A 24,977-nucleotide genomic window follows, 5' to 3' on the forward strand; every position below is an offset into this window, starting at 1 on the left:
CGGCCCCGTGCACCACAGCAAGTCGGCATGGCCGCCCAGCGTGGCGCGCCGGGCCGGACGGGTCCACCGGATGCGGACCCGCCGTGCAACCATGATCCCCCGGGCGTCGCCCCGCCCGCCACCTCCGCTCGCCCGCCCAGGAGTACGCGTGCCCGACGCCGGCCCGACCGCGGTGCTGCCGCGCCGTCCGCTGACCGTCGGCGAACTGCTCGACGCGGCCGTGCTGCTGCTGCGCGACCAGGCCCGGGTGCTCGTCCCGCTCGCCCTCCTGCTGGCCTTCGCCGAACAGGCGGTGCTCCATCCGCTGCGGATGCTCGCCGGAACCGAACCGCCGTACTGGTGGCCGGCGGAGTTCGGCGACTCCCTTCCCGGGTACTGGCTGCTGCTGGCGGCCGGCGCCGGGACCGAAGCCGCGATCGTCGCGCTGCTCGGCGCCCCGGCCGCGCGCGGCGCCGGCGGGGCGCTGCTGGGGCGCCGCCCCGGGCCGTGGGAGCTGCTGCGCGGGGCCCGGCTCGGCGTGGCACTGCCGGCCGCCGTCATGGTCGGGCTGACCGTCACCGCCGCCGGGCTGACCGGGCCGGGCTGGTTCCTGGCGTACGCGCTGCTCGGCCTGGTGGTGCCGGTGCTGGTGCTGGACGGGGTGCCCGCGCACCTGGCGCCCTGGCGGGCGGTACGCCTGGCCGGCCGGGTCAGCGCGCGGGCCGCCGCGATCCGGCTGCTGGGCTACCTGGGCTGGTGGCTGATCCGGCTCGGCATCGGGCTGGGCCTCTACCAGGGCCTGGGCATGCTGGGCCTGTTCGACGTCTCGGCCTGGGCGCTGCCGGTGACGATCGCCGCCTTCACGGCGGTGAACGCGCTGGCGTACCCGGCGCTGGCCTGCCTCGACGCGGTGCTGCACCTGGAGACCCGGATCCGCACCGAAGGGCTGGACATCCGGCTCTCCCGCGCGCCGGCCGGCGTACCCGATCCGGTCCTGCTGGCGGCGTACCGGTGAGCCGGTGGTGGACCGAGACGGTCGCGGCCCTCGGTGACGTGGTGCCGCTGCCGCTGGCCGCGCTGATCCTGCTGGGAGTCGCGCTGCTGGTGGCGCTGGGCTGGTATTTCTTCCCGTCCTGGGTGCCCCGCCGGCTACCCCGGTTCAGTCTCCCCCGGTGGCGGCGCCCACGGCTGCCCCGGCTCCGCCTGCCCCGGTTCCGGCGGCGCGCCCGCCGAACCCGCACCGACCCGCCGGCCGTGCGCCTGCCCGCGCCCCGCGACCCGCAACCCGCGCCGGCCGTCGGGCTCGGGCTGGCGGACCGGCTGGCGGCCGAGGGCCGGTACGCCGAGGCGGTCCGGGAACGGCTGCGCGAGATGGTCCGGCTGCTGGTCGTCCGGCACGTGGTGGAGCCCCGCCCCGGGCTCACGGTCGTCGAGCTGACCGAGGCGGCGGCCCGTACCCGGCCGCAGGTCCGGCCGACGCTGCACGCGGCCGGGGCGATCTTCTCCGACCTCTGGTACGCCCAGCGTCCCGCGACCGCCGCGCACGACCGGCGGATGCGTGAACTCGCCACCGACCTGAGCCGCGAGCTGACCGGGGAGGAGCCGCGGTGACCGCCACAGCCGTACCGGAGACCGCGACGACGGCGGACACGTCCGCGCCGCGCCGGCGTACGTACCGGCTGCTCGTCCCGCTCGGGCTGGCCGTGCTGCTGATCGTGACCACGCTCGTGCTGCGCGCGGTCGACCGGCCCGACGCCGACGAGCCCGGCTTCCTGTCCCCGGTCGCCACCGACGCCGACGGCGCCAGCCGGCTCGCCGAGGCGCTACGGACGCAGGGCGTCGCGGTGCGCCGGGAGACGGACCTGGCGGCGGCGCTGCGTACCGCCGGGGCCGAACCGACCACGCTGTTCGTGCCCGCGCCCGCCCTGGTGCACCCGGACCTGCTCGACGGGCTGACCATCCTGCCGCCCGGCAGCCGACTGGTGCTGGTGGAGCCCTCCCGGCGGGTGCTCGCCGAGCTGGACACCCCTGTCGAGCCGGCCGGCGGACGCTGGGCCGCCCGCGCGGTGGCGCCGGACGCCGGCGGCAGGCCGTGCCCGCTGCCCGAGGCGGTCCGGGCCGGCACGGCCGCGATCGACCTCCAGCGTTACGCCGGACCGGCCGAGGTGGACCACTGCTACGGCGGTGCGCTGCTGCGCGTTCCCGGCCGGGTCGAGGTGGTGCTGGCCGGCGCCAGCGACCCGTTCCGCAACGACCGGATCGGCGAGTGGGGCAACGAGGCCCTCGCCACCGGCCTGCTCGGTGGCGACCGTCCGCTGGTCTGGCTCGACCTGCCCGAGCCGGTGCCGGCTCCGACGCGCCCGAGCTGGTCCCCGGAACCGTTCACCGAGGAGCCCGCCTCGGGCGGCGGCGGCCGGTCGGAACGGCCCGACCCGCCCGAGCGCGCCGACCCGCCGCGGGAGAACCCGCTCTGGGGCGCCTTCCCGCAGTGGTTCTGGGCGCTCCTGGTGCAGCTCGCCCTGGCCGGCCTGCTCGTGGTGCTGTGGCGGGCCCGCCGGCTCGGGCCGCCGGTGTCGGAGCCGCTGCCGGTGACCGTCCGGTCCGCCGAGACGGTACGCGGCCGGGCGCGGCTCTACCGCCGGGCGGGCGCCCGGGACACCGTCGCCGGGACGCTGCGCGCCGCCGCGCTGGACCGGCTGCTGACCCAGCTCAACCTGCCCCCGGGCACGCCCGACGACGAGGTGGCCGCCCGGGTTGCGGAGCACGCCGGCGCCGACCCGGAACGGGTGGCCGACCTGCTCTACGGCCCCGCCCCGGAGAAGGACCGCGAGCTGCTGGAGCTGGCCCGCGAACTGGACGCCCTGACCCGTACCCTGGCCCCGCATCCGAGCGAAGGAGACCCCCGGTGACCGGACCCGTCACGACCACCGCCCCGTCCGGCGCCCGCGCCGCCCTGCACCGGCTGCGCGCCGAGGTCGCCAAGGCCGTCGTCGGGCAGGACGCCGTGGTCACCGGCCTGGTGATCGCGTTGCTGTGCCGGGGGCACGTGCTGCTGGAGGGCGTACCGGGGGTGGCCAAGACGCTGCTGGTGCGGACGCTGGCCGCGGCGCTCGACCTGGACGCCAAGCGGGTGCAGTTCACCCCCGACCTGATGCCCGGCGACGTCACCGGCTCGCTGATCTTCGACCAGCGCACCGCCGCGTTCACGTTCCGGGAGGGGCCGGTCTTCACCAACCTGCTCCTCGCCGACGAGATCAACCGCACCCCGCCCAAGACGCAGTCGGCGCTGCTGGAGGTGATGGAGGAGCGGCAGGTCTCCGTCGAGGGCGAGCGCCGCCCGCTGCCCGACCCGTTCATCGTCGCGGCCACTCAGAACCCGGTCGAGTACGAGGGCACCTACCCGCTGCCCGAGGCGCAGCTCGACCGTTTCCTGCTCAAGCTGACGGTGCCGCTGCCGGAGCGGGAGGAGGAACTGGGCGTGCTGCGGGCGCACCACGCAGGCTTCGACCCGCGCGATCTGCGTGCCGCGGGCGTACGACCGGTGGCGAACGCGGCGGACCTGGCCGCCGCCCGGGCCGAGGTGCGGGCGGTGCACGTGGCCGAGCCGGTGCTCGGCTACATCGTGGACCTGTGCCGGGGCACCCGGTCCGCCCCGGCGCTGGAGCTGGGCGCGTCCCCCCGGGGCGCCACCGCGCTGCTCAACACCGCCAAGGCGTGGTCCTGGCTGGCCGGGCGCGACCACGTCACCCCGGACGACGTGAAGGCGGTCGCCCGGCCCACGCTGCGGCACCGGCTGCGCCCGCGTCCGGAGGCGGAACTGGAGGGCGTGACCGTCGACGCCGTGCTGGACTCGGTGCTGGCCACCGTGCCGACGCCGCGATGACCTGGCGGGCGGGTCTGCTGCTCGGCGTGGGCGCGCTGACCCTGCCGGCCTGGCCGGCGCCGTTCCTCGGCGTCGCCGTGCTGACCGCGGCGGTGCTGCTGCTGGTGCTGCTCGACCGGGCGATGGCGGTCCCGCCGGACGCGCTCACAGTGACCCGGTCCGGCGAGCGGACGGTCCGCCTCGGCGGCACCGCCACTGTCACGCTGCACCTGGCCAACCCGACCGACCGCACGCTCCACGCCCAGGTGCGCGACGCCTGGGTGCCCTCGGCCGGGGCGCGCCCCGACGTGCCGCCGGACCGCCTGCTCACCGTGCCGCCCGGTGGCACCGCCACGCTGCCGGTCCGGCTCACCCCGACCCGGCGCGGCGACCGGCCGGCGGTGGCGCTGACCGTACGCTCGCTCGGGCCGATGCGCCTGGGCGCCCGGCAGCGCGCCGGAGCGCCCGCCACACCACAGTGGACGCTGCGGGTGCTGCCCCGCTTCGACTCCCGCCGGCATCTGCCGGAGAAGCTGGCCCGGCTGCGGGTCATCGACGGTGTGCAGGTGACCCGGGGGCGTGGGCACGGCACCGAGTTCGACACGCTCCGCGAGTACGCGGTGGGCGACGACGTCCGCTCGATCGACTGGCGGGGCAGCGCCCGCCGCGCCGACGTGCTGGTGCGCACCTGGCGCCCGGAGCGGGACCGGCGCCTGGTCTGCGTCCTGGACACCGGCCGCACCTCGGCGGTGCGCCTCGGCGACGAGCCCCGGCTCGACACCGCCATCGACGCGGCCCTGCTGCTCACCGCGCTGGCCGCCCGGGCCGGTGACCGGGTGGACCTGCTGGCGGCGGACACCGAGATCCGGGCCCGGGTGACCGGCAGCGGCCGGCCGGCCCTGCTCGCCCGGCTGGTGGACGCGGTGGCGCCGTTGCAGCCCGCGCTGGCCGAGACCGACTTCGAGCTGATCGCCGCCGAGGTGCTGCGCCGGGAGCGGCAGCGCAGCCTTGTTGTGCTGTTCACCGCGCTGGAGGCGGGCGCGATCGGCGACGGGCTGCTGCCGGTGCTGCCCCGGCTGGCGACCCGGCACCGGGTGGTGCTGGCCGCCGCCGGTGACCCGGTGCTGAACCGGCTCGCCACCGCCACGCCGGCCGGCCCGGACGATCCGTACGCGGCCGCGTCGGCGTGGCGGGCGCTGGCCGAGCGGGACCGCGTACGCGCCGCCCTGTCGCGCTACGGCGTGACCGTGGTGGACGTGCCGGGGCACCGGCTGGCCCCGGCCGTCGCCGACACCTACCTGCGGCTCAAGTCCCTCGGCCAGCTCTGACCGCGCGCCGGCCGAGCACCAGCGCGTACGCCAGGAACGCCAGCCACACGGCGGCGCCGGCGGCCACCCGCAGCGGGATCGGCACCGGCGCCGGGGTCACGAACGCCTCGATCAGCGCGGAGACCGCGAAGACGCCGACCAGGCCGGCCGCGACCACGGCGGCGAGCCGTCCCGCCTCGGCGACCGCCCGGCCGCGCCCGAGGTGCGCGGGCGGGGCGATCCACGCCCAGGCGGTCCGCAGTCCGACCCCGGCGGCGACGAAGATGCCGGTCAGCTCCAGCAGCCCGTGCGGGGTGATCATGCCGAAGAAGACGTCCGCCCGGCCGTAGGAGATCATCACGCCGCCGACCACGCCGATGTTGAGCGCGTTCTGCCACAGCAGCCAGAGCACCGGAATCACGAGCACGCCGGCGGCCAGGCACTGGGCGGCCAGCCAGGCGTTGTGCGTCCACAGGTGGAACGCGAACGTGGGCGCGGCGAACTCGGTGTAGTAACCGGCGAAACCGGAGTCCACGAGCTGCCGCGCCGCCTCGGGGCCGACGAACGCGGCGGCGGTGTCCGGGTTGCCCGCGACGAACCAGATGAGGAAGGCGCTGAGGGCGCTGAACGCCGTGGCCACGCCGCACCACCAGGGCCAGGCCCGGTAGAGGGCGGCGGGCAGGTCGGCGGCCAGGAACCGGCCCACCGCCGCCCAGGACGGCCGGGGACGGCCGGTGACCCGGGCGCGAGCCGCGAGGACCAGGTGGGACAGGCGGTTCACCAGCGCCGGCTCGGGCGCCCGGGCGCGCAGCGCGGAGAGGTGCGTGGCGCTGCGCTGGTAGAGCGCCACCAGTTCGTCGACCTCGGCCGCGTCGAGGCGACGCCGGCCGGTCAGGTGTTCCAGCCGCCGCCATTCGGCGCCGTGCTCGGCCACGTACGCGTCGAGATCCACTCACCCTCCCCCGTTCGGCGTCCATGGTGTTCACTGTCGGGGTGCGTGCGCAACCTCCCCCACCGCCCCGTTGGGCGGACGCCGGTCTGGTCAGCGGCGAGGCGGTGGAGCTGGACGTCCGGGTGGCCCGGCTGGGCTCCCGGGTGCTCGCCCTGCTGATCGATGCCGTGATCCAGCTCGCGCTGTTCCTGGTGCTCGGCGCGGTGCTGGCGATGGCGGCGCTCGCCCTGCTCGGTGACTCCCTCGACCTGGCGCTGGCCGGCGCGCTCCAGACCCTGCTGCTGGTGCTGGTCCTGCTCGGCTATCCGGTGGTGATGGAACGCTTCGCCGGTGGCCGGACGGTGGGCAAGCTGGCTGTGGGGTTGCGCGTGGTGCGGGCCGACGGCGGCCCGGTGGGGGTGGGACAGTCGCTGACCCGGGCGCTCGTCGGCGTCGCGGTGGAGTGGCCCGGTCTGGTGCTGCCGCTGCTGAGCTGGGTCGCGAGCGTCACGGTGATGCTCACCGACCCGCGCGGCCGGCGGCTGGGCGACCTGGTCGCCGGCACGCTCGTGGTGCACAGCCGGGGCGCCGCGCTGTGGCGGCCGCTGCCGCCGGCTCCGCCGCCGCTGCTGGCCTGGGCGACCACGCTCGACCTGACCCGGTTGGACGACGGGCTGGCGCTGGCCGCCCGGCAGTACCTGGACCGGCTGCCCCAGCTCGCCGAGCCGGACCGTTTCCGGCTGGGCCGGGCGCTGTGGGCGGAGGTCGCTGCGGTCATCTCGCCGCCCCCGCCGTGGTCCGCACCGGACTGGGTCTACCTGTCCGCGGTGCTGGCCGAGCGGGGGCGCCGGGCCGCGCTCCGGATGGGCCGCGCCCGGGCGGTCACCGCCACGCTCTGGCCGGAGCTGGTCCCGCCCCCGGCCGCGGTGCCGCACGCCGTCGCGCCGGCCGCCCTGCGTCCCGCCGCGCCGGCCATCGGCCGGTTGCGGTCCGCGGCGCCGGAGGCCGCCCCCGATCCGGTACGCCGCTGAGCCGGGCTCAGGCGAACAGCGCCCGCCCCCACCAGTCGGCGGCGTCCCGTACGCCGGGCGGACAGGCGAACAGGCCGCTGGAGACGTGCCGCAGATACTCGTTCATCGCGTCGTTGCGGGCCAGCCGGGTCTGGATCGGCACGAACTGCCGGCGCGGATCCCGCTGGTAGGCGATGAAGAACAGGCCTGCGTCGAGCCGGCCCAGCCCGTCCGAGCCGTCCACGAAGTTGTAGCCGCGGCGCAGCAGGCGGGCGCCGTTGTTCGCGTCGGGGTGGGCCAACCGCACGTGGGCGGTGCCGGCGATGAGCGGCTCGCCGTCGTCGCCCTTCGCGCCGAAGTCCGGCTCGTCGAACTCGTCGCGGCGGCCCAGCGGCGCGCCGCTGCCCTTGGTCCGGCCGACGATCGTCTCCTGCTCGGCCAGCGGGCTGCGGTCCCACGTCTCGATCAGCATCCGGATCTTGCGGGTGACCAGGTAGGAGCCGCCGGTCATCCAGTCCGGACCGTCGCCGGGCTGCACCCAGAGCTGGTCGCGGAGCAGGCCGGCGTCCTCGGCCTTGAGGTTGGCGGTGCCGTCCTTGAAGCCGAACAGGTTGCGCGGCGTGGCCTGGTCCCGCGACGTGGACGACGTACGCCCGAAGCCGAGCTGCGACCAGCGGACGCTCACCACGCCCATGCCGATCCGGGCCAGGTTGCGGATGGCGTGCACCGCCACCTGCGGGTCGTTGGCGCAGGCCTGGACGCAGAGGTCGCCGCCGGACAGCTCCGGCCGCAGCGCGTCCCCGGCGAAGTGCGGCAGGTCGGCGAGTGCGGCCGGACGCCGGGCGGCGATGCCGAAGCGGTCCCGGCCCTGCGCGTCGCGGAACAGCGTCGGCCCGAATCCCACGGTGAGGGTGAGCTGCGACGGGGGCAGTCCGAGCGCCTCGCCGGTGTCGTCCGGCGGGGCCTCCGGCATGCCGCCGACCGCGCCGATCACCCCGGCGTCCTTGCCGGCGGTCATCCGGGCGGCGGCGGCGGTCCATTCCTGGAGCATCGCGACCAGCCGGTCCCGGTCCTTCGTGACCACGTCGAACGCGACGAAGTGCAGCCGGTCCTGGGCGGGGGTGGTGATGCCGGCCTGGTGCTCGCCGAGGAACGGCACGGAGCCGGCGGCCGATCCGGTCGCTGACGCCTCGTTCCCGCCGGCGAGCAGCGCGCCCGCGCCGCCCGCCACCCCGGCGACGCCGGCCACGCCGACGCCGGCCAGGGTCATGGCGCGGCGTCGGGACAGGCTGCGGCCGGTCCGCCGGCTGTCCGGCTCGCTCGTCGCGTCACCGCCGGCCGGGCCGGTCATCGCGCGACTGCCGCCGCGACCTTGCTGACCGGCTCGGCCAGCGCGTTCACCGCGTCCGACAGCTCCTTCAGCTCGGCCTTGCCGAGCTGGGTGTGCAGCTTCCAGCCGTCGCCGGCCCGGTGCTTGCCGAGTGTGGTCTCCACGTTCGCGAACTCGCTGTCGAGCTGCTTGACCAGGTCGGGCGCGCGCTGCTCCAGCGCCGGGCGAAGCGCGGCGATCGCCGCCTTCGAGCCCTCCAGGTTGGCGTTGAAGTCCCACAGGTCGGTGTGCGAGTAGCGCTCCTCCTCGCCGGTGATCTTGCCGCTGGCGACCTCGTCGAGCAGCGCCTTGGCGCCGTTGGCGAGCTGGAGCGGGGTGAGCTTCTCGGCGTCCGCCTTGGCGACGATCGCCTTCACGTCGACCAGGAGCCGGTCGGCGATGGCGCCGTCCCTGCTCACGTCCCCCGTGGTCCAGAGGTCCTTCTCGATCCGGTGGAAGCCGGTGAACTCCATGCCTTCCTCGACCACCTCCTCACGGCCGTCGATCTTCGGGTCGAGGTCGCCGAAGCTCTCCGCGACCGGCTCGATCCGCTCCCAGTAGGTGCGGGCCACCGGGTACAGCGCCTTGGCCTTCGCCACGTCGTTCGCCTTGACCGCGGCCACGAACTCCTCGGTCTTCGTCAGCAGCGCGGCGGTCTGGCTGCGCACGTACCGCTGGTAGCTCTCGGCGGCCTGGGTCAGCGCGGCGTCGGGGGCGACTGTCGCGGCGGTGCCGGAGACCTTCAGCGCGCCCCGGATGCCCCGGCCGCTCATCCCCGGCTTGCAGGCCGTCTCGTAGGTGCCGGCGGTCAGCTCGACCCGCAGCTCGCGGCTGAGCCCGGGGGCGATGTTCTCCACCTCGCCCATCACCCGGTCACCGGCGGCGTAGACGTAGAACTCGTTGACCTTGGAGCCGGTGTTCGTCACCTTGAAGGTCACCTGACCGGCGTCGATCTCGGTGTCGCCGACCTCGCAGACGGTGTCGGTGGCCTTGACGGCGATCGGTCCGCCGGTCGTGGCGCCGGCGTCGTCACCGCCCCCGCAGCCGGCCAGTCCGGCGACGGCGAGCAGCCCGGCGGCGGCGGGCGCGACGAGTCGAGTGGTACGCATCGTGCGGGGTCTCCTCGGAAGCGGGCGGGTCAGGAGCGGGGGGACGGAACGGCGGCGTCGGCCGGCGCGGCGGCCGGCTTGTCAGCCTGGGCCGGCTCGGTGGACTGAGCGGGCTGAACCGGCTCGGCGGGCTGGGCGGGCTGGGTCGGCTTGCGCAGGAAGAGGACGAGCACCGGCACCGCGTACGCGACCCAGGCGACCAGCTCCAGCACAGTCGGCGCGGCCGTGACGTTGAACATGCCGGCGAGCAGCGCGCCGTACCAGGACCCCGGGTCGAGCGTGTTCGAGATGTCGAACGCGAGGTCGTTGAGGCCGGGCAGCACGCCGGCTTCCTGGAAGTCGTGCACGCCGTACTTGAGGATGCCGGCGGCGACCAGGATGAGCAGCGCGCCGGTCCAGGTGAAGAACCGGCTCAGGTTGATCCGTACCGCGCTGCGGTAGAGCAGGAATCCGATCACGACGGCGGTGGCGATGCCGCCGGCCAGGGCGAACAGCGAGCCGGGACCGGTGCCGCCGGCCGCGCTCTCGGCCGCGGCGTAGAAGATCAGCGCGGTCTCCAGGCCCTCGCGGATCACGGCGAGGAACGCCATGCCGGCGACGGCCAGGGAACCGACAGCGAGCGCGTCGGTGAGTTTGCCCCGCAGCTCACCGGCGATGGTGCGGGCGGCCCGGCGCATCCAGAAGATCATCCAGGTCACGAAGACCACTGCGGCGACCGAGGTGACCGCCTCGAACAGCTCGCGCGACTCGGAGGTGCGCAGCAGCGAGGTGGAGGTGTACTGGATCAGCGAGCCGAAGCCGACGGAGAGCGCCACGGCCAGGCCGACGCCGGCCCACACCTGCGGCAGCCGGTCCCGGCGCTGCGACTTGACCAGGAAGGCGACGAGGATGCTGACCACGAGCGTCGCTTCCAGGCCCTCGCGCAGGCCGATCAGGTACGTGGCGAACATCAGGCGCTCCGTCGTTGCTGAGTTAGGGCAGGCATACCTTGCTCCTGTTCACAGCAAACGTCAAGCTGATCGCTGTAATGTCACCCGGTTCGCCACCCGCCGGACTCCCCCCGTACGCGAAAAGGGACCGGGACGGCCGCGCGGCGGCCGAACCCGGTCCCTTTCTCCGAGCGTGGAACTCAGTAGCGGTAGTGGTCCGGCTTGAACGGGCCCTCCGGGGAGACGCCCAGGTAGGAGGCCTGCTCCTTGGTGAGCGTGGTCAGCTTGGCGCCGAGCGCGTCCAGGTGCAGCCGGGCGACCTTCTCGTCCAGGTGCTTGGGCAGCACGTAGACGCCGATCGGGTATTCCTCGGTCTTGGTGAACAGCTCGATCTGGGCGATCGTCTGGTTGGCGAACGAGTTCGACATCACGAAGCTCGGGTGGCCGGTGGCGTTGCCCAGGTTCAGCAGGCGACCCTCGGAGAGCACGATGATCGCGTGGCCGTCGTCGAAGCGCCACACGTCGACCTGCGGCTTGATGTTCTCCCGGGTCACGTCGCTGCGCTTGGCCAGGCCGGCCATGTCGATCTCGTTGTCGAAGTGACCGATGTTGCCCACGATGGCCTGGTGCTTCATCCGGGCCATGTGCTCGTTCGTGATGACGTCGAAGCAGCCGGTCGCGGTGATGAAGATGTCGGCCTGCTCCACCACGTCGTCGAGCGTGGCGACCTGGTAGCCGTCCATCGCCGCCTGGAGCGCGCAGATCGGGTCGACCTCGGTCACCACGACCCGGGCGCCCTGGCCGCGCAGCGACTCGGCGCAGCCCTTGCCCACGTCGCCGTAGCCCATGACGACTGCCATCTTGCCGCCGATGAGCACGTCGGTGGCGCGGTTGATGCCGTCGATGAGCGAGTGGCGGCAGCCGTACTTGTTGTCGAACTTGCTCTTGGTCACCGAGTCGTTGACGTTGATGGCCGGGAAGAGCAGCGTGCCGGCGCGGTGCATCTCGTAGAGCCGGTGCACACCGGTGGTGGTCTCCTCGGTGACGCCCTTGATGCCCGCGGCGATCCGGGTCCAGCGCTGGCCGTCCTCGGCCAGCGAGCGGTGCAGCAGTTCGAGGATGACCGCGTACTCCTCGGAGTCGGCGGACTCGACCGGCGGCACGACGCCGGCCTTCTCGAACTCGGCGCCCTTGTGGACGAGCAGGGTGGCGTCGCCGCCGTCGTCCAGGATCATGTTCGGGCCCTGCCCGTCCGGCCAGTTGAGCACCTGCTCGGTGCACCACCAGTACTCCGGCAGCGTCTCGCCCTTCCAGGCGTAGACCGGCACGCCGGCCGGGGCCTCCGGGGTTCCCTCGGGGCCGACCACGATCGCCGCGGCGGCGTGGTCCTGGGTGGAGAAGATGTTGCAGGACGCCCAGCGGACCTGCGCGCCGAGCGCGACCAGGGTCTCGATCAGGACGGCGGTCTGGACGGTCATGTGCAGCGAACCGGTGATGCGGGCGCCGGCCAGCGGCTGGGCCTCGGCGAACTCACGCCGGATCGCCATCAGGCCGGGCATCTCGTGCTCGGCGAGCCGGATCTCCTTGCGCCCGAACGCGGCGAGCGACAGATCCGCCACCTTGTAGTCGCCCTCGGCGAGGGTGCTCGGCCGGGCCTGCGACGACGCGCCGCTGGAGGCCGCCGGGAGGGTGCTGGTCATGGAAGCTCCTGTCGAACGATGGTGGTGCGCAGCCTTCCACCTTACGCTCGCGGGCCACTCGGCCCGTGCCCGGTTGGCCGACCGCGCAATCGGCCGGTCGGCGGACAGCGCACGGGGCGGTCGGTCGTGAGCGGACTTTCCACTCACGGCCCGGCCGCCCCGCGCATCCCCCCGGTTTGGTTCCCCTGCACGTCACCGGACCTTCGTCGCGACAACGCTGCGTACCCATAGAGTCACACCGCGCAGCATCCCCGTCAAGCTATTTCGGAAAAGTCGGACTTGAGCGGGTCAGTGCATGCCGCAAGTGGCGACGAACGCCTCGCCCGCCCCGCCCACCGCCAGCGCGCCACCGGCCGCCGTACCCACCGCGGCCTGACCCGCGTCCAGCGTCACCGACCCCACGCCGTCGTCGACAGTCAGCTGCCCGGCCCGGCAGAGCACCACCCGCGGCCCGGGCAGCGTCAGCCGCACACCCGGCGACCCGGCGGCCACCTCGACCCGGTGCAGGGCGAAGTCCTCCACCGGCACCGGCCAGGTCGACACGCCCGGCTCCACCTGCTCCGGCCGCAGCACCGGCCGGGTCAGCACCTCGAACCGGAGCACCCGCAGCAACTCGTCCACGTCGACCCGCTTCGCGGTGAAGCCGCCGCGCAGCACGTTGTCGCTGGCCGCCATGATCTCCACGCCGGTACCGCGCAGGTAGGCGTGCAGGTTCCCGGCCGGCATCCAGATGCCCTCGCCGGGCGCCAGCCGGACGTGGTGCAGCAGCAACGCCACCACCACGCCCGGGTCGGCCGGATAGCCGGCCGCCAGCGTGCGGACCAGTTCGGCGTCCGCCGAGGCCGGCCCGGCCTCCGCCGCAGCCAGCACGGCCGCCACCAGCCCGGCGCGCTCCGCCTGCGGCCAGCTCAACAGCAGGCGTACCGCCTCCCGCAGCCCCGCCGGCCCGTCACGCAACGCCGCCACCACAGGTTCCAGCGCGGGTACGCCGAACGCGGCGATCGCCTCCGCCGACTCCCCGGGGTCACGGAAGCCGCACAGCGCGTCGAAGTCCGAGAGCGCCACCAGCAGTTCCGGCTTGTGGTACGGGTCGACGTAGTTGACCCGCCCCACATCGGCGGCGTGCCCGGCGCGGGCCTGCTCGGCGTCCGGGTGCGCCTGGAGACTCAGCGGTGAGTCGGCGGCGAGCACCTTCAGCAGGAACGGCAGCCGGGTACCGAACCGGCCGACCAGCCGCTCACCCAGCCAGTGGCCCGGCTCGGCCACCAGCAGGTCGGTCAGGCTGACCGGCCGGCCGTCGCGCTGCACGGTGGCCGGGGCGCCCGGGTGCGCCCCCAGCCACAGTTCCGCCTCCGGCCCGTTGCTCGGCACCGGCCGCCCCTGCAACTCGGCGATCGCGGTGCGCGAGCCCCAGGCGTAGTCACGGATCCGGCCCTGCAACAACTCCATCGGTCAGCTCCCGGGCCGCCCGGCGACCTCGTCGGCCGCGTGCGTCCCACCGGTGGTCACCGCCTCCGGGACGGCGGTGTCCGCCGCCTGCCCGGTGCCGGCCCGCTCGGCTTCCGGCGAGTAGATGTCCGGCTCCAGGTAGATCACCCGGGCGGTGGGCACCTCGCGGCGGATCCGCGCCTCGACCGCGTTGATGTCGCGCGCCAGGTCCTGGGCGGTCTCCCAGGCCGGCACCGCGATCTTCGCGGCCACCATCAGCTCCTCCGGGCCGAGGTAGAGCGTCTTCATGTGGATGATCCGCTCGACCTCGGGACCGTTCGTCACGGCCTGCTCGATCTTGTTCAGCTCGCCCTCCTCGGCACCCTCGCCGAGCAGCAGGCTCTTGGTCTCGATCGCCAGCGTGATCGCGATGATCACGAGCAGGATGCCGATCATCGCGGTGCCCGCCGCGTCCCACATGCCGTTGCCGGTGATCAGCGTCATGCCGACGCCGAACAACGCGAAGACCAGGCCGACCAGGGCGCCGAAGTCCTCCAGCAGCACGACCGGCAGCTCCGGGGCCTTGGCCCGGCGGATGAACCGCACCCAGCTCTGGTTGCCCCGGACCAGGTTGGACTCCTTGATCGCGGTACGGAAGGAGAAGCTCTCCATCACGATCGCCGCGACCAGCACCGCCACCGGCACCCACTGCCAGCTGTCGATCGGGTGCGGGTCGGAGGCCTTGTGGTACGCCTCGTAGAGCGCGAACAGGCCACCGATGCTGAACAGCACGATCGCCACGATGAACGCGTAGATGTAGCGCTCCCGGCCGTACCCGAACGGGTGCTGCGGCGTGGCCTGCCGCTTGGCCCGCCGGCCGCCGATCAGCAGCAGGCCCTGGTTGCCCGAGTCGGCCACCGAGTGGATCGACTCCGCCAGCATCGACGACGAGCCGGTGAGGGCGAACGCGATGAACTTGGTGACGGCGATGCCCAGGTTCGCCGCCAGGGCGGCGACGATCGCCTTGGTGCCCCCGTTTGCGCTCATTCCCCGCCTCGCTCGATGCCCCGTGTGCTCACTGGTTCGCCAGCTCCTTCATCTCCGTGATGGCCGGTACGGCCATCGGGTCCAGCCCGTGTGCCAGGGCGAGGTAGATCGAGGCGAAGTCGGGGACCGCGACCAGCGACGCGAGCCGCTCCAGCGCGGAGCCGCCCTCGGCGGTCACCACGTCGCAGCGCACCCCGCGCCGCTCGGCGAGCGTCTGCACCGCGTCCGCGCGGCGCTCCTCGACCGCCAGCGGCTCGTCGGTGTCGTCGTCGGCGTTGAGCCCGCCGTCGCGCAGCAGCACCAGCCGCAGCCGGGTGCCGTCGGACTCGTCGTCGCCCGGGTCGGCGAAGATGTCCCGCTCGCCTTCGGCCAGGCCACCGAACACGCCGTCGAGCAGGCCGACGCGGCCCCGGCCCGCCTCGCCCAGCGCACCGGCGACCACCGGGTAGCGGGCGTTCGCGGACAGCGTGTCACCGAACCGCCGGGCGGCCACGGTGGCCAGCGGGGACGAACCCCACACGATCGGGATCGAACCGGACAGCCCGAGTGCCAGCGACTTCGCCGGGTTGACGAAGGACTCGGCGGTCGGCCGGCATCGATCGGCGTCGGCGTCCAGCCGGGCCGCCGTCTCGGCCAGATCCGCCTCGTTGACCTTCACGAGCCCGAGGGTACGGGCGGCCAGCAGAACCGGCACGGTGAGCGCCCAGAGGCTGGCCCGGGCCGGCGCGCGCCGGGGCACCGGGATGAACGGCGCACGGGCCCGCTCCGCCACCGACTGGAGCTGCGAGTCGGGTGCGCCGACCGCGACCAGCCGGGCACCGCGCCGGTGCGCCGCCTCGGCCGCGCCGAGCGCCTCCGGGCTGCGGCCGGACGCGCTCACCGCGATGACCACGTCCGCCGCGCCCACCCAGCCCGGCACGCCGGCGCTGCGGTGCGGGATGACCGGCACCGGGCAGCGCGGCCCGGCGACGGTGGCCAGCACGTCACCGGTGCGTCCGGCGGTGCCGATGCCGGCGATGACCACCGCGCGGGGCCGTCCGTCGTCGGCGAGCACGGACAGGTTCGCCTCGGCGGCCAGCGCCGCCGATTCGCGCACCTGGGCGCCGGCGGACGCGGTGTGCCGGAGCATGCCGCCCGGATCCCGCTCGGAGAGCTGCGCCGCGTCGTCGAGCAGGGCCTCGTCGGCGTGCCGGTGGCCGCTGACCCCGGCCGTACCCTCCATCACCGCGACGACCCGCCCCGCGCCTCGTCGGCGGCGGGTCCACCGCGCGCCTCGTCCAGCAGGAGCACCGGGACGTCGTCCCGGACCTCGAAGATGCGACCGCACTCGGTGCAGGTGAGCGTCTGCGCCTGTGCGTCGTAGTCGAGCGGGGCGTGGTGCGTGTCCGGGCAGGCGAGGATGTCGAGCAACTGCGGGTCCAGGGCCACGGCGCGGCTCCTTCCACGTATGCGGTCTCACCGGTCGGCGGTGCCGGTCGGCGCACGCGATCTTATCGGCCGAGCGGCCCCGGCACCGGGCCCCGTTCGGCCCCGGTGTTCCGTCCTCCGGTCGGGCAGGTGGCGGTCACCGGGTCACGGCGGGGCCACCCACCGTCACGGTAACCCCGTGAGCCGGTCGGGTTCCGGCTCAGTCCGGCAAGCGGGGCAGAACGCTCGTCGCGTCCGCCCCCGCAGAGGGCGAGGGCGGGACGCTCGTCCCGTCCGCTCCTGCCGTGCGCGGGGGCGGGGGCGGGACGCTCGTCGCCTCCGCCTCCGCCGGAGCCGGCGGCGCCGGGGCGGGCGCGGGCGCGCCGTACACGTTGCCGGCCGGGCGGGGCGGGGTCGCTCCCCCGTACACCGTGGGGGCCGGTCCGGGCGTGCCGGAGCGGTAGGTGGTGGTGCTGCGCGGCAGCGGGACCGGCGGGAGGTCGGCGGAGTTCCCGCCGCCGGTCCGGTCGGCGCGGTTGCGGCGCAGCAGCAGGACGATGAGGGCGGCGCCGACGAGCACCAGACCGATACCGAACCACATGATCATGGAACCTCCGAACGACGAGTCGTCGGCCGCGGCGGTGGCCGGGGCGACGGCGGCGGCCACCGGCGACGTGTCGGTCACCTCGGCCGGCGTGGTCTCGCTCGCGCTGGGCGTCGGCGAGGGCTTGCGGGACGGGCTGGGGCTCGGCGTCCGCGGGGCACCGACCAGGCGGGCCGACCCACCGGCCCGGCCGAGCACGTCGCCGTTCGCGGCGCTCGCCTCAGCGGCCAGTTCCAGCCGCCCGCCGACGGCCCCGGCCAGGAAGGACACCCGGTAGCGAACGGTGACGCCCTTGCCCTTGCACAGCGGCCGGTCGATCGGCGCGACAGCGGCGGTGGCGACGGCGCCGCCGTCCCCGGAGACCTGCACCGGCACCCATCGGCCGCCGGACGCCACCTGCACCCGGACCTGATCCGCCCGCAGGCCCTCCAGCCGGAGCCCGACCGCGGTACGCAACTGCACGCAGCCGTCAGTCCGCTTGCGCACCTCGACCGCCACCGTGCCCGGCGGGCCACCGGCGGTGAAGGTGTTCGCCGAACGCAGTCCCACCCGGTCGTCGCGGGCCGACGCCGGTGACGCCGGGACGGCGATCAGGCCACCCAGCAGCGCGCCGGCCATGGCCCACCGCGCCGCGTGCCGCCCTGCCGACATCTCCACCTCACCGTTGCGTCCGGACCGAATCCGCCGGTCAGGGTACTACCGGCCCCTCCGAGCACCCGCTCATCGAGCACGCCACATGTGTGCCGCGCCACGCGCTCACCGCCCGCCCAGGTCACCGCCCGATGCGCCTGCCTCGGCGAGCGCCCGCCGGCACAGCCGGTCGGCCGTACGGGTGGTCTCCGGCAGCCGGTACCGGGGCGTCAGTGCCAGTACCCGGTCCACCGCGTTGTCCAACCCCATCCGGTGCCCGACGCTCACGAAGACCGGCCGGACACCGTCCTGAGTCCGCAGCACCCGCCCGACCACCTCGCCCTCGTCACACAGGTCGGCGCTGTCACCACGCGCGGGGCCCGGACCCGTCCACGAGCCGACGAGCGGCGTCTTGCCCACCCCGATAGTGGGCAGCCCGGTCACCAGGCCCAGGTGACAGGCCAGCCCGAACCGGCGCGGGTGCGCCAGCCCGTGCCCGTCACAGACCAGCAGCTCCGGACGGGTGGTGAGCCGGTCCAGCGCGGCCAGCAGCGCCGGCATCTCGCGGAACGCGAACAGCCCCGGCACGTACGGGAAGGCGGGCCGCCCCACGCACACCGCCTCGTCCACCACGTCGAGGGTGGCCGCGTCCAGGACCGTGACGGCGGCGGCGAGCAGGTCACCGTCGGGCGCGTACGCCACGTCCAGCCCGGCCACCGTCGCGGGCGCGGCAGGACCGGGCCCGGTCAGGCCCACCCGGGACCGCAACTCCTCCTGTACGCGTCCCGCCTCCGCCACGTCGGCGGGCGGCACATAGGGCACGGGTGAGCCTTCCGTGGAGGGCATGACGTTCCCGGCGGCTGTCAGGATCCGGTGGAGGCGATTGTGGGGTCGGCGGCGGGATCACCTGCCTGCTGGAGCTGCTCCTCGAACATCACGAAGGTCCGCCGCCGGATCCCCTTGATGAGAGCCGCCTCCTCCGTCGTGAACGGTCGCCTCTCCGCGATGGCGGGCGCCTCAAGCGCTCGGACCGTCTCGTAGAGCGCGAAGATTGGTCCCTCTCCGCTCAGGCTCAGGCCCCGCTCCTCTTCGACCCGCTGCACGAACCGCTCAGGCGAGAGCACGAAGATCTCCTGCTCCCTGGCGAAGATGATCTCATCGATGATGTCGTTCGCCGGCCGCCAACCGCCTGTGGTGCGGTCGAGCCGCCACGCGGCGAGGCCGCCGTCGGAGGTCGAAACGAACTTCACCGGATTGTCGTAGTAGTCGTAGTAGCCCGCGAGGCCGAGCCCAGCCACTGCATCCGTCACTGCCGCTCACCGTTCAAGGTCGTTTGAAGCGCGGCCCAGAAGTACTCACGCTGCCGGCGGACGATGCCCTTCCGGATCGCTACCTCCGTGACAGACAGGCTACGGGCCTCGCTCCTGGGGACTGCCTCCAGGTCACGCCAGACTTCGAACAACGAGTGCTCCCACTCCGCCACCTGGTCCAGCGCCGCCAGATGAAGACGGAACTCACCGATGTGCCCGGTCGAGGTCTGCACCGAGAACTGAATATCTCGGTATCCGCTGTCCTGGGGCTCCCGGAAGCGATCGCTGAACTTCGCCACCTGGAAATGAGGGTTATTGCTCAACTCGGCTAGCCCGGCATACAGGTCGTCAAGCGTCTGGTAGGCGACCCGCCCTGCAGCAAGGTCGCGGAGGCGGGCAGCGTTGCCACCATTCCGCTCGATCTTGTCCTCAGCTCGAACGCGATCCTTCGGTCCGGGTCGTGGCTTGTACTCTGCCCCGCTTGCTGACAGACCGGCCAGTTCACGCCCCAGCGAATCAAGTTCGCGCTGAGCCGTCACGGCCTCTTGGTATAGGTGATCCAGATACTGCTTGCGATACGCGAGATCGCCGGAGCGTGATTTGTCAAAGTTCGGCTGAACAGCCGCCGACCGTTCGCCATCGAAGCGACTGCTCACCTGTATCTGGTGCGGACTGAGCGGGGTCGGCTCGATCGAAGGTGTGCGTGCAGCGGCAACAGCCTCGGAGCCGCGGTCTCGTATTTCAACCAGCACGTCTTGCAACACGTTGATGGCCTGCTGGTGGCTCGCCAGGTGGTGCAGGGTCAGCGGCCGGGCGGTCAGCGAGTTGGCGAGTTCCGGTGTCGCCAGGATCATCCGGACCAGGTCGGGCCGCTCAGCGAGCTGCCGCACCAACGTCTCGGCCAGCAGCTCCTCCCGCCGTGGCGGTGCCTCCCAGCTCTGGTCGAGCATCCGCTGGACGCGCGGGTCGGCGAACAACCGGGTGAGGTCGGTTGCGGCACTCTCGTCCAGCCCGGGTACGAGCCGCCGTAGCGTCGGCACGTCGGCGTGTTGCGCCAGTTCGACGGGTGTCACCCCGGCGGCGAAGGCAGCGTTGAGATTGCCGCTCTGCGCGAGCGCGTCGCGCACGTAGAGCCCGGCGGCGATCCGATCGGCGTGCGCCCGCCGGTGTTCCTCGCGTACCCGGGCCGGCTCCGGCTCGACGGGCGGCGCACTGCCCGGCATCGGTCCGTCGGCCTGGCGGTGGAAGGTGGTGGACTCGCCGAGCAGGTGGACGTGGTTGAAGTCCGGGACGTGGCCGTCGGTGATCGGCGGCGGGGCCGGCGGCCGCGGCGGCGCTGGACGGGGCAGCGGCTCGGGCAGGACGTTGTAGGTGCCGAGCGGGCGGCCGGGGAGCGGCATCGGCCGCCCGTCGGGGCCGAGCACAAGCGCGTCGACACCGACCACGTTGCTGCGATCCGGACGGCCGCTGTGGTGGTAGATCGGCCGGTCCGCCACCAGACCCGTCTGCGGGTCGAGGAAGAGGATCGTGCCGTTCTGGTTCAACGCCACCCACGCGTGCGAGCCGCCGCCTTCGAAGCTGGTGATGAGGAACGCGTAGCTGCCGTGGCCACCCGATGCCAGCTGCGTGTACAGGTCGCGGTAGCCGCCGTCCACCAACAGCTGCCGGTCCCGGCCCGTGATTCCGGGCCGATCGGCCGGGCAGAGGTTCTGGAACCGGCCGCCGGTCGTCTGCTCGACCCGCAGCGGTCCGTCCGCCTCCCCGCCCACCGGCCGGTTCACGTCGCCGTTCAGGTAACCGTCGAACGTGCGCGGCGCGGCGACGCGCGGCCGTCCGTGGACCCAGGTCTCGAACAGCGACAGCGTGCAGTCGAGGCAGTTGATCCCCCGGGTGGCGTCGGCCGCCGGTCCGCCGTCGTTCGCGAGGCGGAACCACCCGCCGCGCCGGGGATCGGCGGTACGCGTCACGCTGCCGTCCGGGTTGCGGGGCATCTGCCGTTCGAGGTCGGTCTGGTGCAGCGCGAGCGGGGGCCGCAGCCCTCCCCGGCGGCCGTAGGGCCGGGACCTGTCGATCGGCTCGGGGTGGCCGTTACCGGTGAGCGCGGAGTGGTCGGCCGTCTCCACCGCGCCGACGGCCAGGTCCGCCACGTCGTCGTTGATGCGGTAGAAGTCGAGGTCGTCGTCGACCATCACCTGCTTCGGCAGACGCTCGCCGGCACGGACGGCCTCCACCTCGTCGACCGCCCGGTAGTGCAGGCGTTCTCGCCGCCGGCCCTCCCGCACGTGACTGTTGGCGAGGTCGTGCCGGCCGGCCTGGCGCAGCTCGTGTGCCCGCGTCAGGAGCCAGCGCGCCGCCTCGTAATGCTGTTCGGCGAGATCACGTAGCTCCTTGATCTGCGCCTGCCGTCTGTTCTCCTCGTGCAAGGCACGCTGAGATCGCAGATAGCCCTGGTAGCGCCGCCGGTCGAGGCCCTCCCGATCAGCTTTCAGCCGCGCGGCGCGCTGTTGAGCGGTCTCACGAGGCCACGTCCGGACATCGAGCGGGCCAGGGTTCGGTCCCGCGGAGTCGATAGGAGGGCGAGGCGGAGCCAAAGATTCCAGCAACGGGAAACGGGGATTGGGCACCGGTCGGGGCTCGGGCCCGACGGCCGGCGCTCCCGGCTGAGGGCCTACCGGGGAAACCGGCAACCCTGCCTGACCTCCGGTGCTGATCGGAGCGGCCCGGTCTGACGCGGGTGGCGCCGCGGTTTGCGGGTGGTCGGTAGGCGGCGCAGGCAGTGTCGTCGGTGCTGCCGCCGTCTGAACCGGGCTGGTCGAGGGCGGCGAGGCGTGGTCGATCGGCGCCACGACAGGGCCCGTGCCGCCGTGGACTCCGGGCGCTACCGAGGACGCCCCGGCGAGGGGTGCGTCCGTGATCACCGAGGACAGCGTGGGGCTGGTGGCGACCGTCGGACGTGCTACCTCGTGCGGGCCGGCATCGCCGAGCGGCGGCGTCGCCGTGGACTCCGGCACCGGTTGGGGCAGGTCCACGGCGAGCGGGTGCGGGCCGACAGCTTGGGGCGTGACATGCGTGGGTGTCACGGGAACGGAGCCCGCCATCGCGTCGCCGCTGCTCTGAACGATCGGCTCGGCGGCCCGCTGGGCCGGGATCAACCCGACGGGATCGGCGGCGACCGGCGTGTCCAGGCCGACCGGCGAGACAGTCAACCCGCTCAGCTGTCCGTCGAGGCGGCGTTGCAGCGCCGAGTCCGCCTGGTTGGTGGCGGAGCCGGTCGCGCCGGAGGCAGCCGCGCGCGCCAGACCTTCGAGCGACGGGCCCTGGCCGGTCGCCAGACCCGCGGCGGTCTCGGCGAGCGTCTCCCCGGCCATCTCCCGCCCGAACCGCTCGCCGATCTCCGCGAACCGCCCGTTGGCGTGCCGGCCCAGCCCGGCCAGCGGCGCCACTGCGCCGCCGGCGAAGCCGCCGAGCGCCGAGGTGCTCACGTCGGTCAGGTCGAGGCCGTCCCGCCGGCCGGTGGAGTTCTGGTACGCCTGCGTGCCGAGGCTCGTGCCCGCCTCCTGACCGGCCTCCAGCAGTCCGCCGATCGCGGCCCGCCGGGCCAGCGTGCGGACACCGGACTTGGCCACCTCTTTCGCGGCCCGTTCACCCGCCTCCTTGAGGCCCTGCTTGACCGCCTTACGGGCGAGCTGGGCCACCAGCCGCTTGAAGATCTGCTGCACCACGACCCGCGTGGCGGTGATCGCGGCGGCCGCCGCCGGGGAGGCGGCACCCAGGGTGAGCACCGTGGCGACCGCCAGGGACAGCAACTCGATGACCAGGATGCCCAACTCGATCCAGGCTTCCAGCTTCGCGCCCTCGATGTCGCAGCCGCAGGAGTCGACCAGCCGCGCCAGCTCGTCGGTGGCCGCGACCAGGACGTGCAGCGGGGCGTCCTCACCCTCGGCGAGCTTGTGCCAGGCCGTGTCGAAGGCGCCGGCGACCAGGCCGACTCCCCCGTACCCGCTCTTCACCTCACCGGCGGCGGTGATCGCGTCGTCGCGCGGACGCGTCAGGACGCCTGCCACGCCGTACCACTGGTCGGCCAGATCCCAGACGGCGCGCTCGTTGCCCTCCGGCCACTCGACACCGACCACCCAGCCGAGTGCCTCGTAGATCCAGCCGGGCAGGTCCCACGGGCAGAAGTCGAGCGGGTGCGGGATCGGGCTGGGCAGCATGCTCACGCGCAGGTCCTCCGGTGGTCAGCGCCGGGGCCGATGGGGGTTGTGCCCTTGCTGCGGGATCTTCCCGAGGTCACGGGCGTTGCTCAGGTCCGTCTCCACAGTGGCCGTGACCGAGCGGACGACGTCCGACCCGAGCACCTCCAGCGACCGGCCGAGAAGCTCCCACGCGCGCAGCAGCGTCTCGGCGTAACCCTGGTAGTGCTTGTCGAACGCGGCGCCGATGTCGTCCCGGCCCCAGGGCCGCTCGGCGCTCGCGGCGGCGATCGGCTCGCCCGTCTGCCGCCGCGCCGCACTCACCGCCCGCCCCGACAGCGCCAGGTCGGCGCCACCGCGCCGAGCCCGGTCCGGGTCCAGCCAGATCTCTCCCCCGGCCACCCGTCACTCGCCGCGGGCCAGCACGGAGTCGGCCCGGCCGAGCAGCGCGCCGAAGTCATGGGTACGCAGGAACTCGACCGACGGCGAACCCGGCGGCAGATAGCCGGAGACCAGCTCCCGGGTGGCGGTGGTCGCCGCGGTGGAGGCGCGCAGCACGGTCTCGGTGATCTTCCGGCTCAGCGCACGGGCGTCCCGGTCGTGGAACGCCGCCGGGCTCACCTCGACACTGATCAGCTCGCCTCGTGCGCCCACGACGGCGGTCACCTGGCCGTCGTCGGAGCGTTCGGTGACCCGCAGCTCGGCCAGCCTGGTCTGGAGTTCGTCCAGACCGGACCGCAAGCGCTGGTATTGGCCGTACACCTCGTCGAATCGCGCGCGTAGTGCACGGTTCGCATCCCGGTCCGCACTCTCGGCCACCGTCGCTCCCCTTCCGTCACCGTGGGTAGGGCCGACCATACCGGGTGCCACGAAATCCGTGGGGTCCGGTAATTTCAGGTGGTGATCGAGCGACAGCAGGCCGAGCAGATCGCCTCCGTGTGGGCCCGGAGGGACTCCGACCGCCTCGGTTTTCCGTGCACTCCCGAGGTCGAGGAGTTCGATCTGGGCTACGTGGTGCAGTCCACAGTCTCCACCGAGGCCCGGGCGCTACCCGGCGACCTGCCGACCACCGTGATCGACAAGGAGACCGGCGAGGTGTCCACCTGGCCCCGGGTGCCGGCGGCAGCGGTCGAGCAGATGTACCGGCAGCGGCGTCCGGCGGAGCCACGCGCGCCGCGTACCGTCGATCCGGCCGCGCAGTTGCTGCGTGAGCTGACCCGCCTGCCCACGCCCGGCGCGGCGGCGCACCTCACGCTCGACGGCCGGCAGCACGTCGCGCAGGGCGCGAAGGGCGACGTCGAGGTGCGTCACCACCCGCTCGTGCAGTCCTACCTGGACGAGCTACCCGCCGGGCATCTGGTACGCGGCGGCGAGCGGCACGCCGAGATGATCGTCGTCTCCGACGCGCTGTACGAGCACGACCACCGCCGCGCCGCCGACGGTCTGCCGCCGCTGCCCATCGAGGACGCGCGTGACCTGCTCGACACCAGCCGGATCGAGGTCTATCGCAGTCGCGAACCGGGCGACCCTCAGGGCGGGCAAGCAGATCTTCCCTGTGACTCGTGCGTCCGGTTCCTGGTGCGGTTCGCGGTGCTGCCGTGGTCCGACCTCGCCTTCGTGGAGGAATGGCGACCGGAGCCGTGCGAGGTCATCGAACCTGGGCGTTTCCCGGACGAGGTCGCCCACGCCCTCATGGACGGCGGCTGGCAGATCAGCATGTTCAACGAGGCACTCGCGATGGGCGCGATGACCGAGACGAAGGCGATCGCGGGACAGCATCACCGGCACGAGGCGTTCCCCGCCGCCGAGGCCGCGCTCACCGCGTTCCCGGCCGTCCTGAGCCGACGGCGCGGGCCCGGGGAGCAGGTCTGGATCAGCCGGTTCACCACGAATCCGCTGCGAGCCGCGCACACCGCCGACTCTCTCGCCGACTTCGCCGCTGTCCTGGGCGCCCGCCTCTTCCCGCTCGGCAGCGAACGTCAGGAGAGCATCCTCGCGGTCGACGAGCACGGCCGGATCTTCGCCCTCGACCAAGCCGGCGAGTGGTTCCTCGGCGCCGACATCGACGCCGCCCTCACCACCCTGCTGCTCGGCCGCGCCCCCGCCCGGGTCCGCGACGACGGCACCTGGTGAGCGACGGGCGAGTGAGCAGAGAGCGAGTG

The 24,977-nt window shown here is 73.8% G+C and carries 22 protein-coding genes; 7 read left to right on the top strand and 15 right to left on the bottom strand.

What is annotated here, in order from left to right:
- Positions 1-148: 148 nt before the first annotated feature.
- The 5 genes from Q3W68_RS03285 to Q3W68_RS03305 are packed head-to-tail and all read left to right on the top strand — an operon-like array spanning position 149 to position 5,169.
- The gene (locus Q3W68_RS03285) at positions 149-994 is read left to right on the top strand and encodes a hypothetical protein (RefSeq protein ID WP_302904027.1); all 846 of its coding nucleotides are present in this window, start codon (positions 149-151) and stop codon (positions 992-994) included.
- Positions 991-1,590 (top strand): DUF4129 domain-containing protein, encoded by a 600-nt coding sequence (locus Q3W68_RS03290; protein WP_302904028.1) that lies wholly within the window; start codon positions 991-993, stop codon positions 1,588-1,590. Before Q3W68_RS03285 ends, Q3W68_RS03290 begins: the two co-directional genes overlap by 4 nt.
- Positions 1,587-2,888, top strand: coding sequence for a DUF4350 domain-containing protein (locus Q3W68_RS03295; RefSeq protein ID WP_302904029.1), 1,302 nt, complete (start codon positions 1,587-1,589; stop codon positions 2,886-2,888). Before Q3W68_RS03290 ends, Q3W68_RS03295 begins: the two co-directional genes overlap by 4 nt.
- Positions 2,885-3,862, top strand: a complete 978-nt coding sequence (locus tag Q3W68_RS03300; protein ID WP_302904030.1) for a MoxR family ATPase — start codon at positions 2,885-2,887, stop codon at positions 3,860-3,862. The genes Q3W68_RS03295 and Q3W68_RS03300 overlap by 4 nt, the downstream gene beginning before the upstream one ends.
- The gene (locus tag Q3W68_RS03305; RefSeq protein WP_302904031.1) at positions 3,859-5,169 is read left to right on the top strand and encodes a DUF58 domain-containing protein; all 1,311 of its coding nucleotides are present in this window, start codon (positions 3,859-3,861) and stop codon (positions 5,167-5,169) included. The genes Q3W68_RS03300 and Q3W68_RS03305 overlap by 4 nt, the downstream gene beginning before the upstream one ends.
- Here Q3W68_RS03305 and Q3W68_RS03310 read toward each other — a convergent pair.
- Positions 5,147-6,100 (bottom strand): stage II sporulation protein M, encoded by a 954-nt coding sequence (locus tag Q3W68_RS03310; protein WP_120571515.1) that lies wholly within the window; start codon positions 6,098-6,100, stop codon positions 5,147-5,149. The two genes, Q3W68_RS03305 and Q3W68_RS03310, sit on opposite strands and share 23 nt — an antisense overlap.
- Before the next feature lie 41 nt (positions 6,101-6,141).
- Between Q3W68_RS03310 and Q3W68_RS03315 the strand changes: the two genes are divergently transcribed.
- Positions 6,142-7,110, top strand: coding sequence for an RDD family protein (locus tag Q3W68_RS03315; RefSeq protein WP_302904032.1), 969 nt, complete (start codon positions 6,142-6,144; stop codon positions 7,108-7,110).
- Between the two features lie 7 nt (positions 7,111-7,117).
- Here the strand turns inward: Q3W68_RS03315 and efeB are convergent, their stop codons facing one another.
- The 14 genes from efeB to Q3W68_RS03385 all read right to left on the bottom strand — a co-directional run bounded on the left by efeB (position 7,118) and on the right by Q3W68_RS03385 (position 23,634).
- A complete protein-coding gene (efeB, locus tag Q3W68_RS03320; RefSeq protein WP_302904033.1) occupies positions 7,118-8,440 on the bottom strand; it encodes an iron uptake transporter deferrochelatase/peroxidase subunit in 1,323 nt (440 codons plus the stop codon).
- Entirely contained in the window at positions 8,437-9,567 is a 1,131-nt protein-coding gene (gene efeO, locus Q3W68_RS03325; RefSeq protein ID WP_302904034.1) for an iron uptake system protein EfeO, read from the bottom strand. The genes efeB and efeO overlap by 4 nt, the downstream gene beginning before the upstream one ends.
- A 29-nt stretch (positions 9,568-9,596) precedes the next feature.
- The gene (efeU, locus tag Q3W68_RS03330) at positions 9,597-10,517 is read right to left on the bottom strand and encodes an iron uptake transporter permease EfeU (RefSeq protein ID WP_302904035.1); all 921 of its coding nucleotides are present in this window, start codon (positions 10,515-10,517) and stop codon (positions 9,597-9,599) included.
- Between the two features lie 179 nt (positions 10,518-10,696).
- Positions 10,697-12,196 carry an adenosylhomocysteinase gene (gene ahcY, locus Q3W68_RS03335; RefSeq protein ID WP_302904036.1) on the bottom strand — a complete coding sequence of 500 codons (1,500 nt, stop codon included), beginning with the start codon at positions 12,194-12,196 and terminating at the stop codon, positions 10,697-10,699.
- Between the two features lie 288 nt (positions 12,197-12,484).
- Positions 12,485-13,645, bottom strand: coding sequence for a mannose-6-phosphate isomerase, class I (gene manA / locus Q3W68_RS03340; RefSeq protein ID WP_302904037.1), 1,161 nt, complete (start codon positions 13,643-13,645; stop codon positions 12,485-12,487).
- Positions 13,646-13,648: 3 nt separating this feature from the next.
- Positions 13,649-14,671, bottom strand: a complete 1,023-nt coding sequence (locus tag Q3W68_RS03345; RefSeq protein WP_302904038.1) for a cation diffusion facilitator family transporter — start codon at positions 14,669-14,671, stop codon at positions 13,649-13,651.
- Between the two features lie 28 nt (positions 14,672-14,699).
- A complete protein-coding gene (locus Q3W68_RS03350; protein ID WP_302904039.1) occupies positions 14,700-15,896 on the bottom strand; it encodes an SIS domain-containing protein in 1,197 nt (398 codons plus the stop codon).
- Complete coding sequence (locus tag Q3W68_RS03355) at positions 15,893-16,099, bottom strand: Trm112 family protein (RefSeq protein WP_091418686.1); 207 nt, start codon at positions 16,097-16,099, stop codon at positions 15,893-15,895. Before Q3W68_RS03355 ends, Q3W68_RS03350 begins: the two co-directional genes overlap by 4 nt.
- 199 nt (positions 16,100-16,298) lie before the next feature.
- Entirely contained in the window at positions 16,299-17,333 is a 1,035-nt protein-coding gene (locus tag Q3W68_RS03360; protein WP_302904040.1) for a hypothetical protein, read from the bottom strand.
- Between the two features lie 105 nt (positions 17,334-17,438).
- Entirely contained in the window at positions 17,439-18,158 is a 720-nt protein-coding gene (nfi, locus tag Q3W68_RS03365) for a deoxyribonuclease V (RefSeq protein ID WP_302904041.1), read from the bottom strand.
- 17 nt (positions 18,159-18,175) lie between these two features.
- Complete coding sequence (locus Q3W68_RS03370) at positions 18,176-18,622, bottom strand: hypothetical protein (RefSeq protein WP_302904042.1); 447 nt, start codon at positions 18,620-18,622, stop codon at positions 18,176-18,178.
- Positions 18,619-22,836 carry a toxin glutamine deamidase domain-containing protein gene (locus tag Q3W68_RS03375; protein ID WP_302904943.1) on the bottom strand — a complete coding sequence of 1,406 codons (4,218 nt, stop codon included), beginning with the start codon at positions 22,834-22,836 and terminating at the stop codon, positions 18,619-18,621. Before Q3W68_RS03375 ends, Q3W68_RS03370 begins: the two co-directional genes overlap by 4 nt.
- A gap of 24 nt (positions 22,837-22,860) precedes the next feature.
- Entirely contained in the window at positions 22,861-23,217 is a 357-nt protein-coding gene (locus tag Q3W68_RS03380; protein ID WP_302904043.1) for a hypothetical protein, read from the bottom strand.
- Between the two features lie 3 nt (positions 23,218-23,220).
- The gene (locus Q3W68_RS03385) at positions 23,221-23,634 is read right to left on the bottom strand and encodes a YbaB/EbfC family nucleoid-associated protein (RefSeq protein ID WP_302904044.1); all 414 of its coding nucleotides are present in this window, start codon (positions 23,632-23,634) and stop codon (positions 23,221-23,223) included.
- Positions 23,635-23,715: 81 nt separating this feature from the next.
- Between Q3W68_RS03385 and Q3W68_RS03390 the strand changes: the two genes are divergently transcribed.
- On the top strand, positions 23,716-24,948 hold the full coding sequence (locus Q3W68_RS03390; RefSeq protein ID WP_302904045.1) for a YwqJ-related putative deaminase: 1,233 nt from the start codon (positions 23,716-23,718) through the stop codon (positions 24,946-24,948).
- Positions 24,949-24,977: the final 29 nt, after the last annotated feature.

Origin of the sequence: Micromonospora sp. C28ISP2-4 (genome assembly GCF_030519385.1) — a bacterium.
Taxonomy (GTDB): Bacteria; Actinomycetota; Actinomycetes; order Mycobacteriales; family Micromonosporaceae; genus Micromonospora; species Micromonospora tulbaghiae.

What these genes read in the sequence shown, in the direction of transcription:
- Q3W68_RS03345 (WP_302904038.1), bottom strand. Translation starts at nt 14,671, where the DNA reads ATGAGCGCAAACGGGGGCACCAAGGCGATCGTCGCCGCCCTGGCGGCG.
- ahcY (WP_302904036.1), bottom strand. Translation starts at nt 12,196, where the DNA reads ATGACCAGCACCCTCCCGGCGGCCTCCAGCGGCGCGTCGTCGCAGGCC.
- Q3W68_RS03375 (WP_302904943.1), bottom strand. Translation starts at nt 22,836, where the DNA reads ATGCTGCCCAGCCCGATCCCGCACCCGCTCGACTTCTGCCCGTGGGAC.
- efeO (WP_302904034.1), bottom strand. Translation starts at nt 9,567, where the DNA reads ATGCGTACCACTCGACTCGTCGCGCCCGCCGCCGCCGGGCTGCTCGCC.
- efeU (WP_302904035.1), bottom strand. Translation starts at nt 10,517, where the DNA reads ATGTTCGCCACGTACCTGATCGGCCTGCGCGAGGGCCTGGAAGCGACG.
- nfi (WP_302904041.1), bottom strand. Translation starts at nt 18,158, where the DNA reads ATGCCCTCCACGGAAGGCTCACCCGTGCCCTATGTGCCGCCCGCCGAC.
- Q3W68_RS03305 (WP_302904031.1), top strand. Translation starts at nt 3,859, where the DNA reads ATGACCTGGCGGGCGGGTCTGCTGCTCGGCGTGGGCGCGCTGACCCTG.
- manA (WP_302904037.1), bottom strand. Translation starts at nt 13,645, where the DNA reads ATGGAGTTGTTGCAGGGCCGGATCCGTGACTACGCCTGGGGCTCGCGC.
- Q3W68_RS03360 (WP_302904040.1), bottom strand. Translation starts at nt 17,333, where the DNA reads ATGTCGGCAGGGCGGCACGCGGCGCGGTGGGCCATGGCCGGCGCGCTG.
- efeB (WP_302904033.1), bottom strand. Translation starts at nt 8,440, where the DNA reads ATGACCGGCCCGGCCGGCGGTGACGCGACGAGCGAGCCGGACAGCCGG.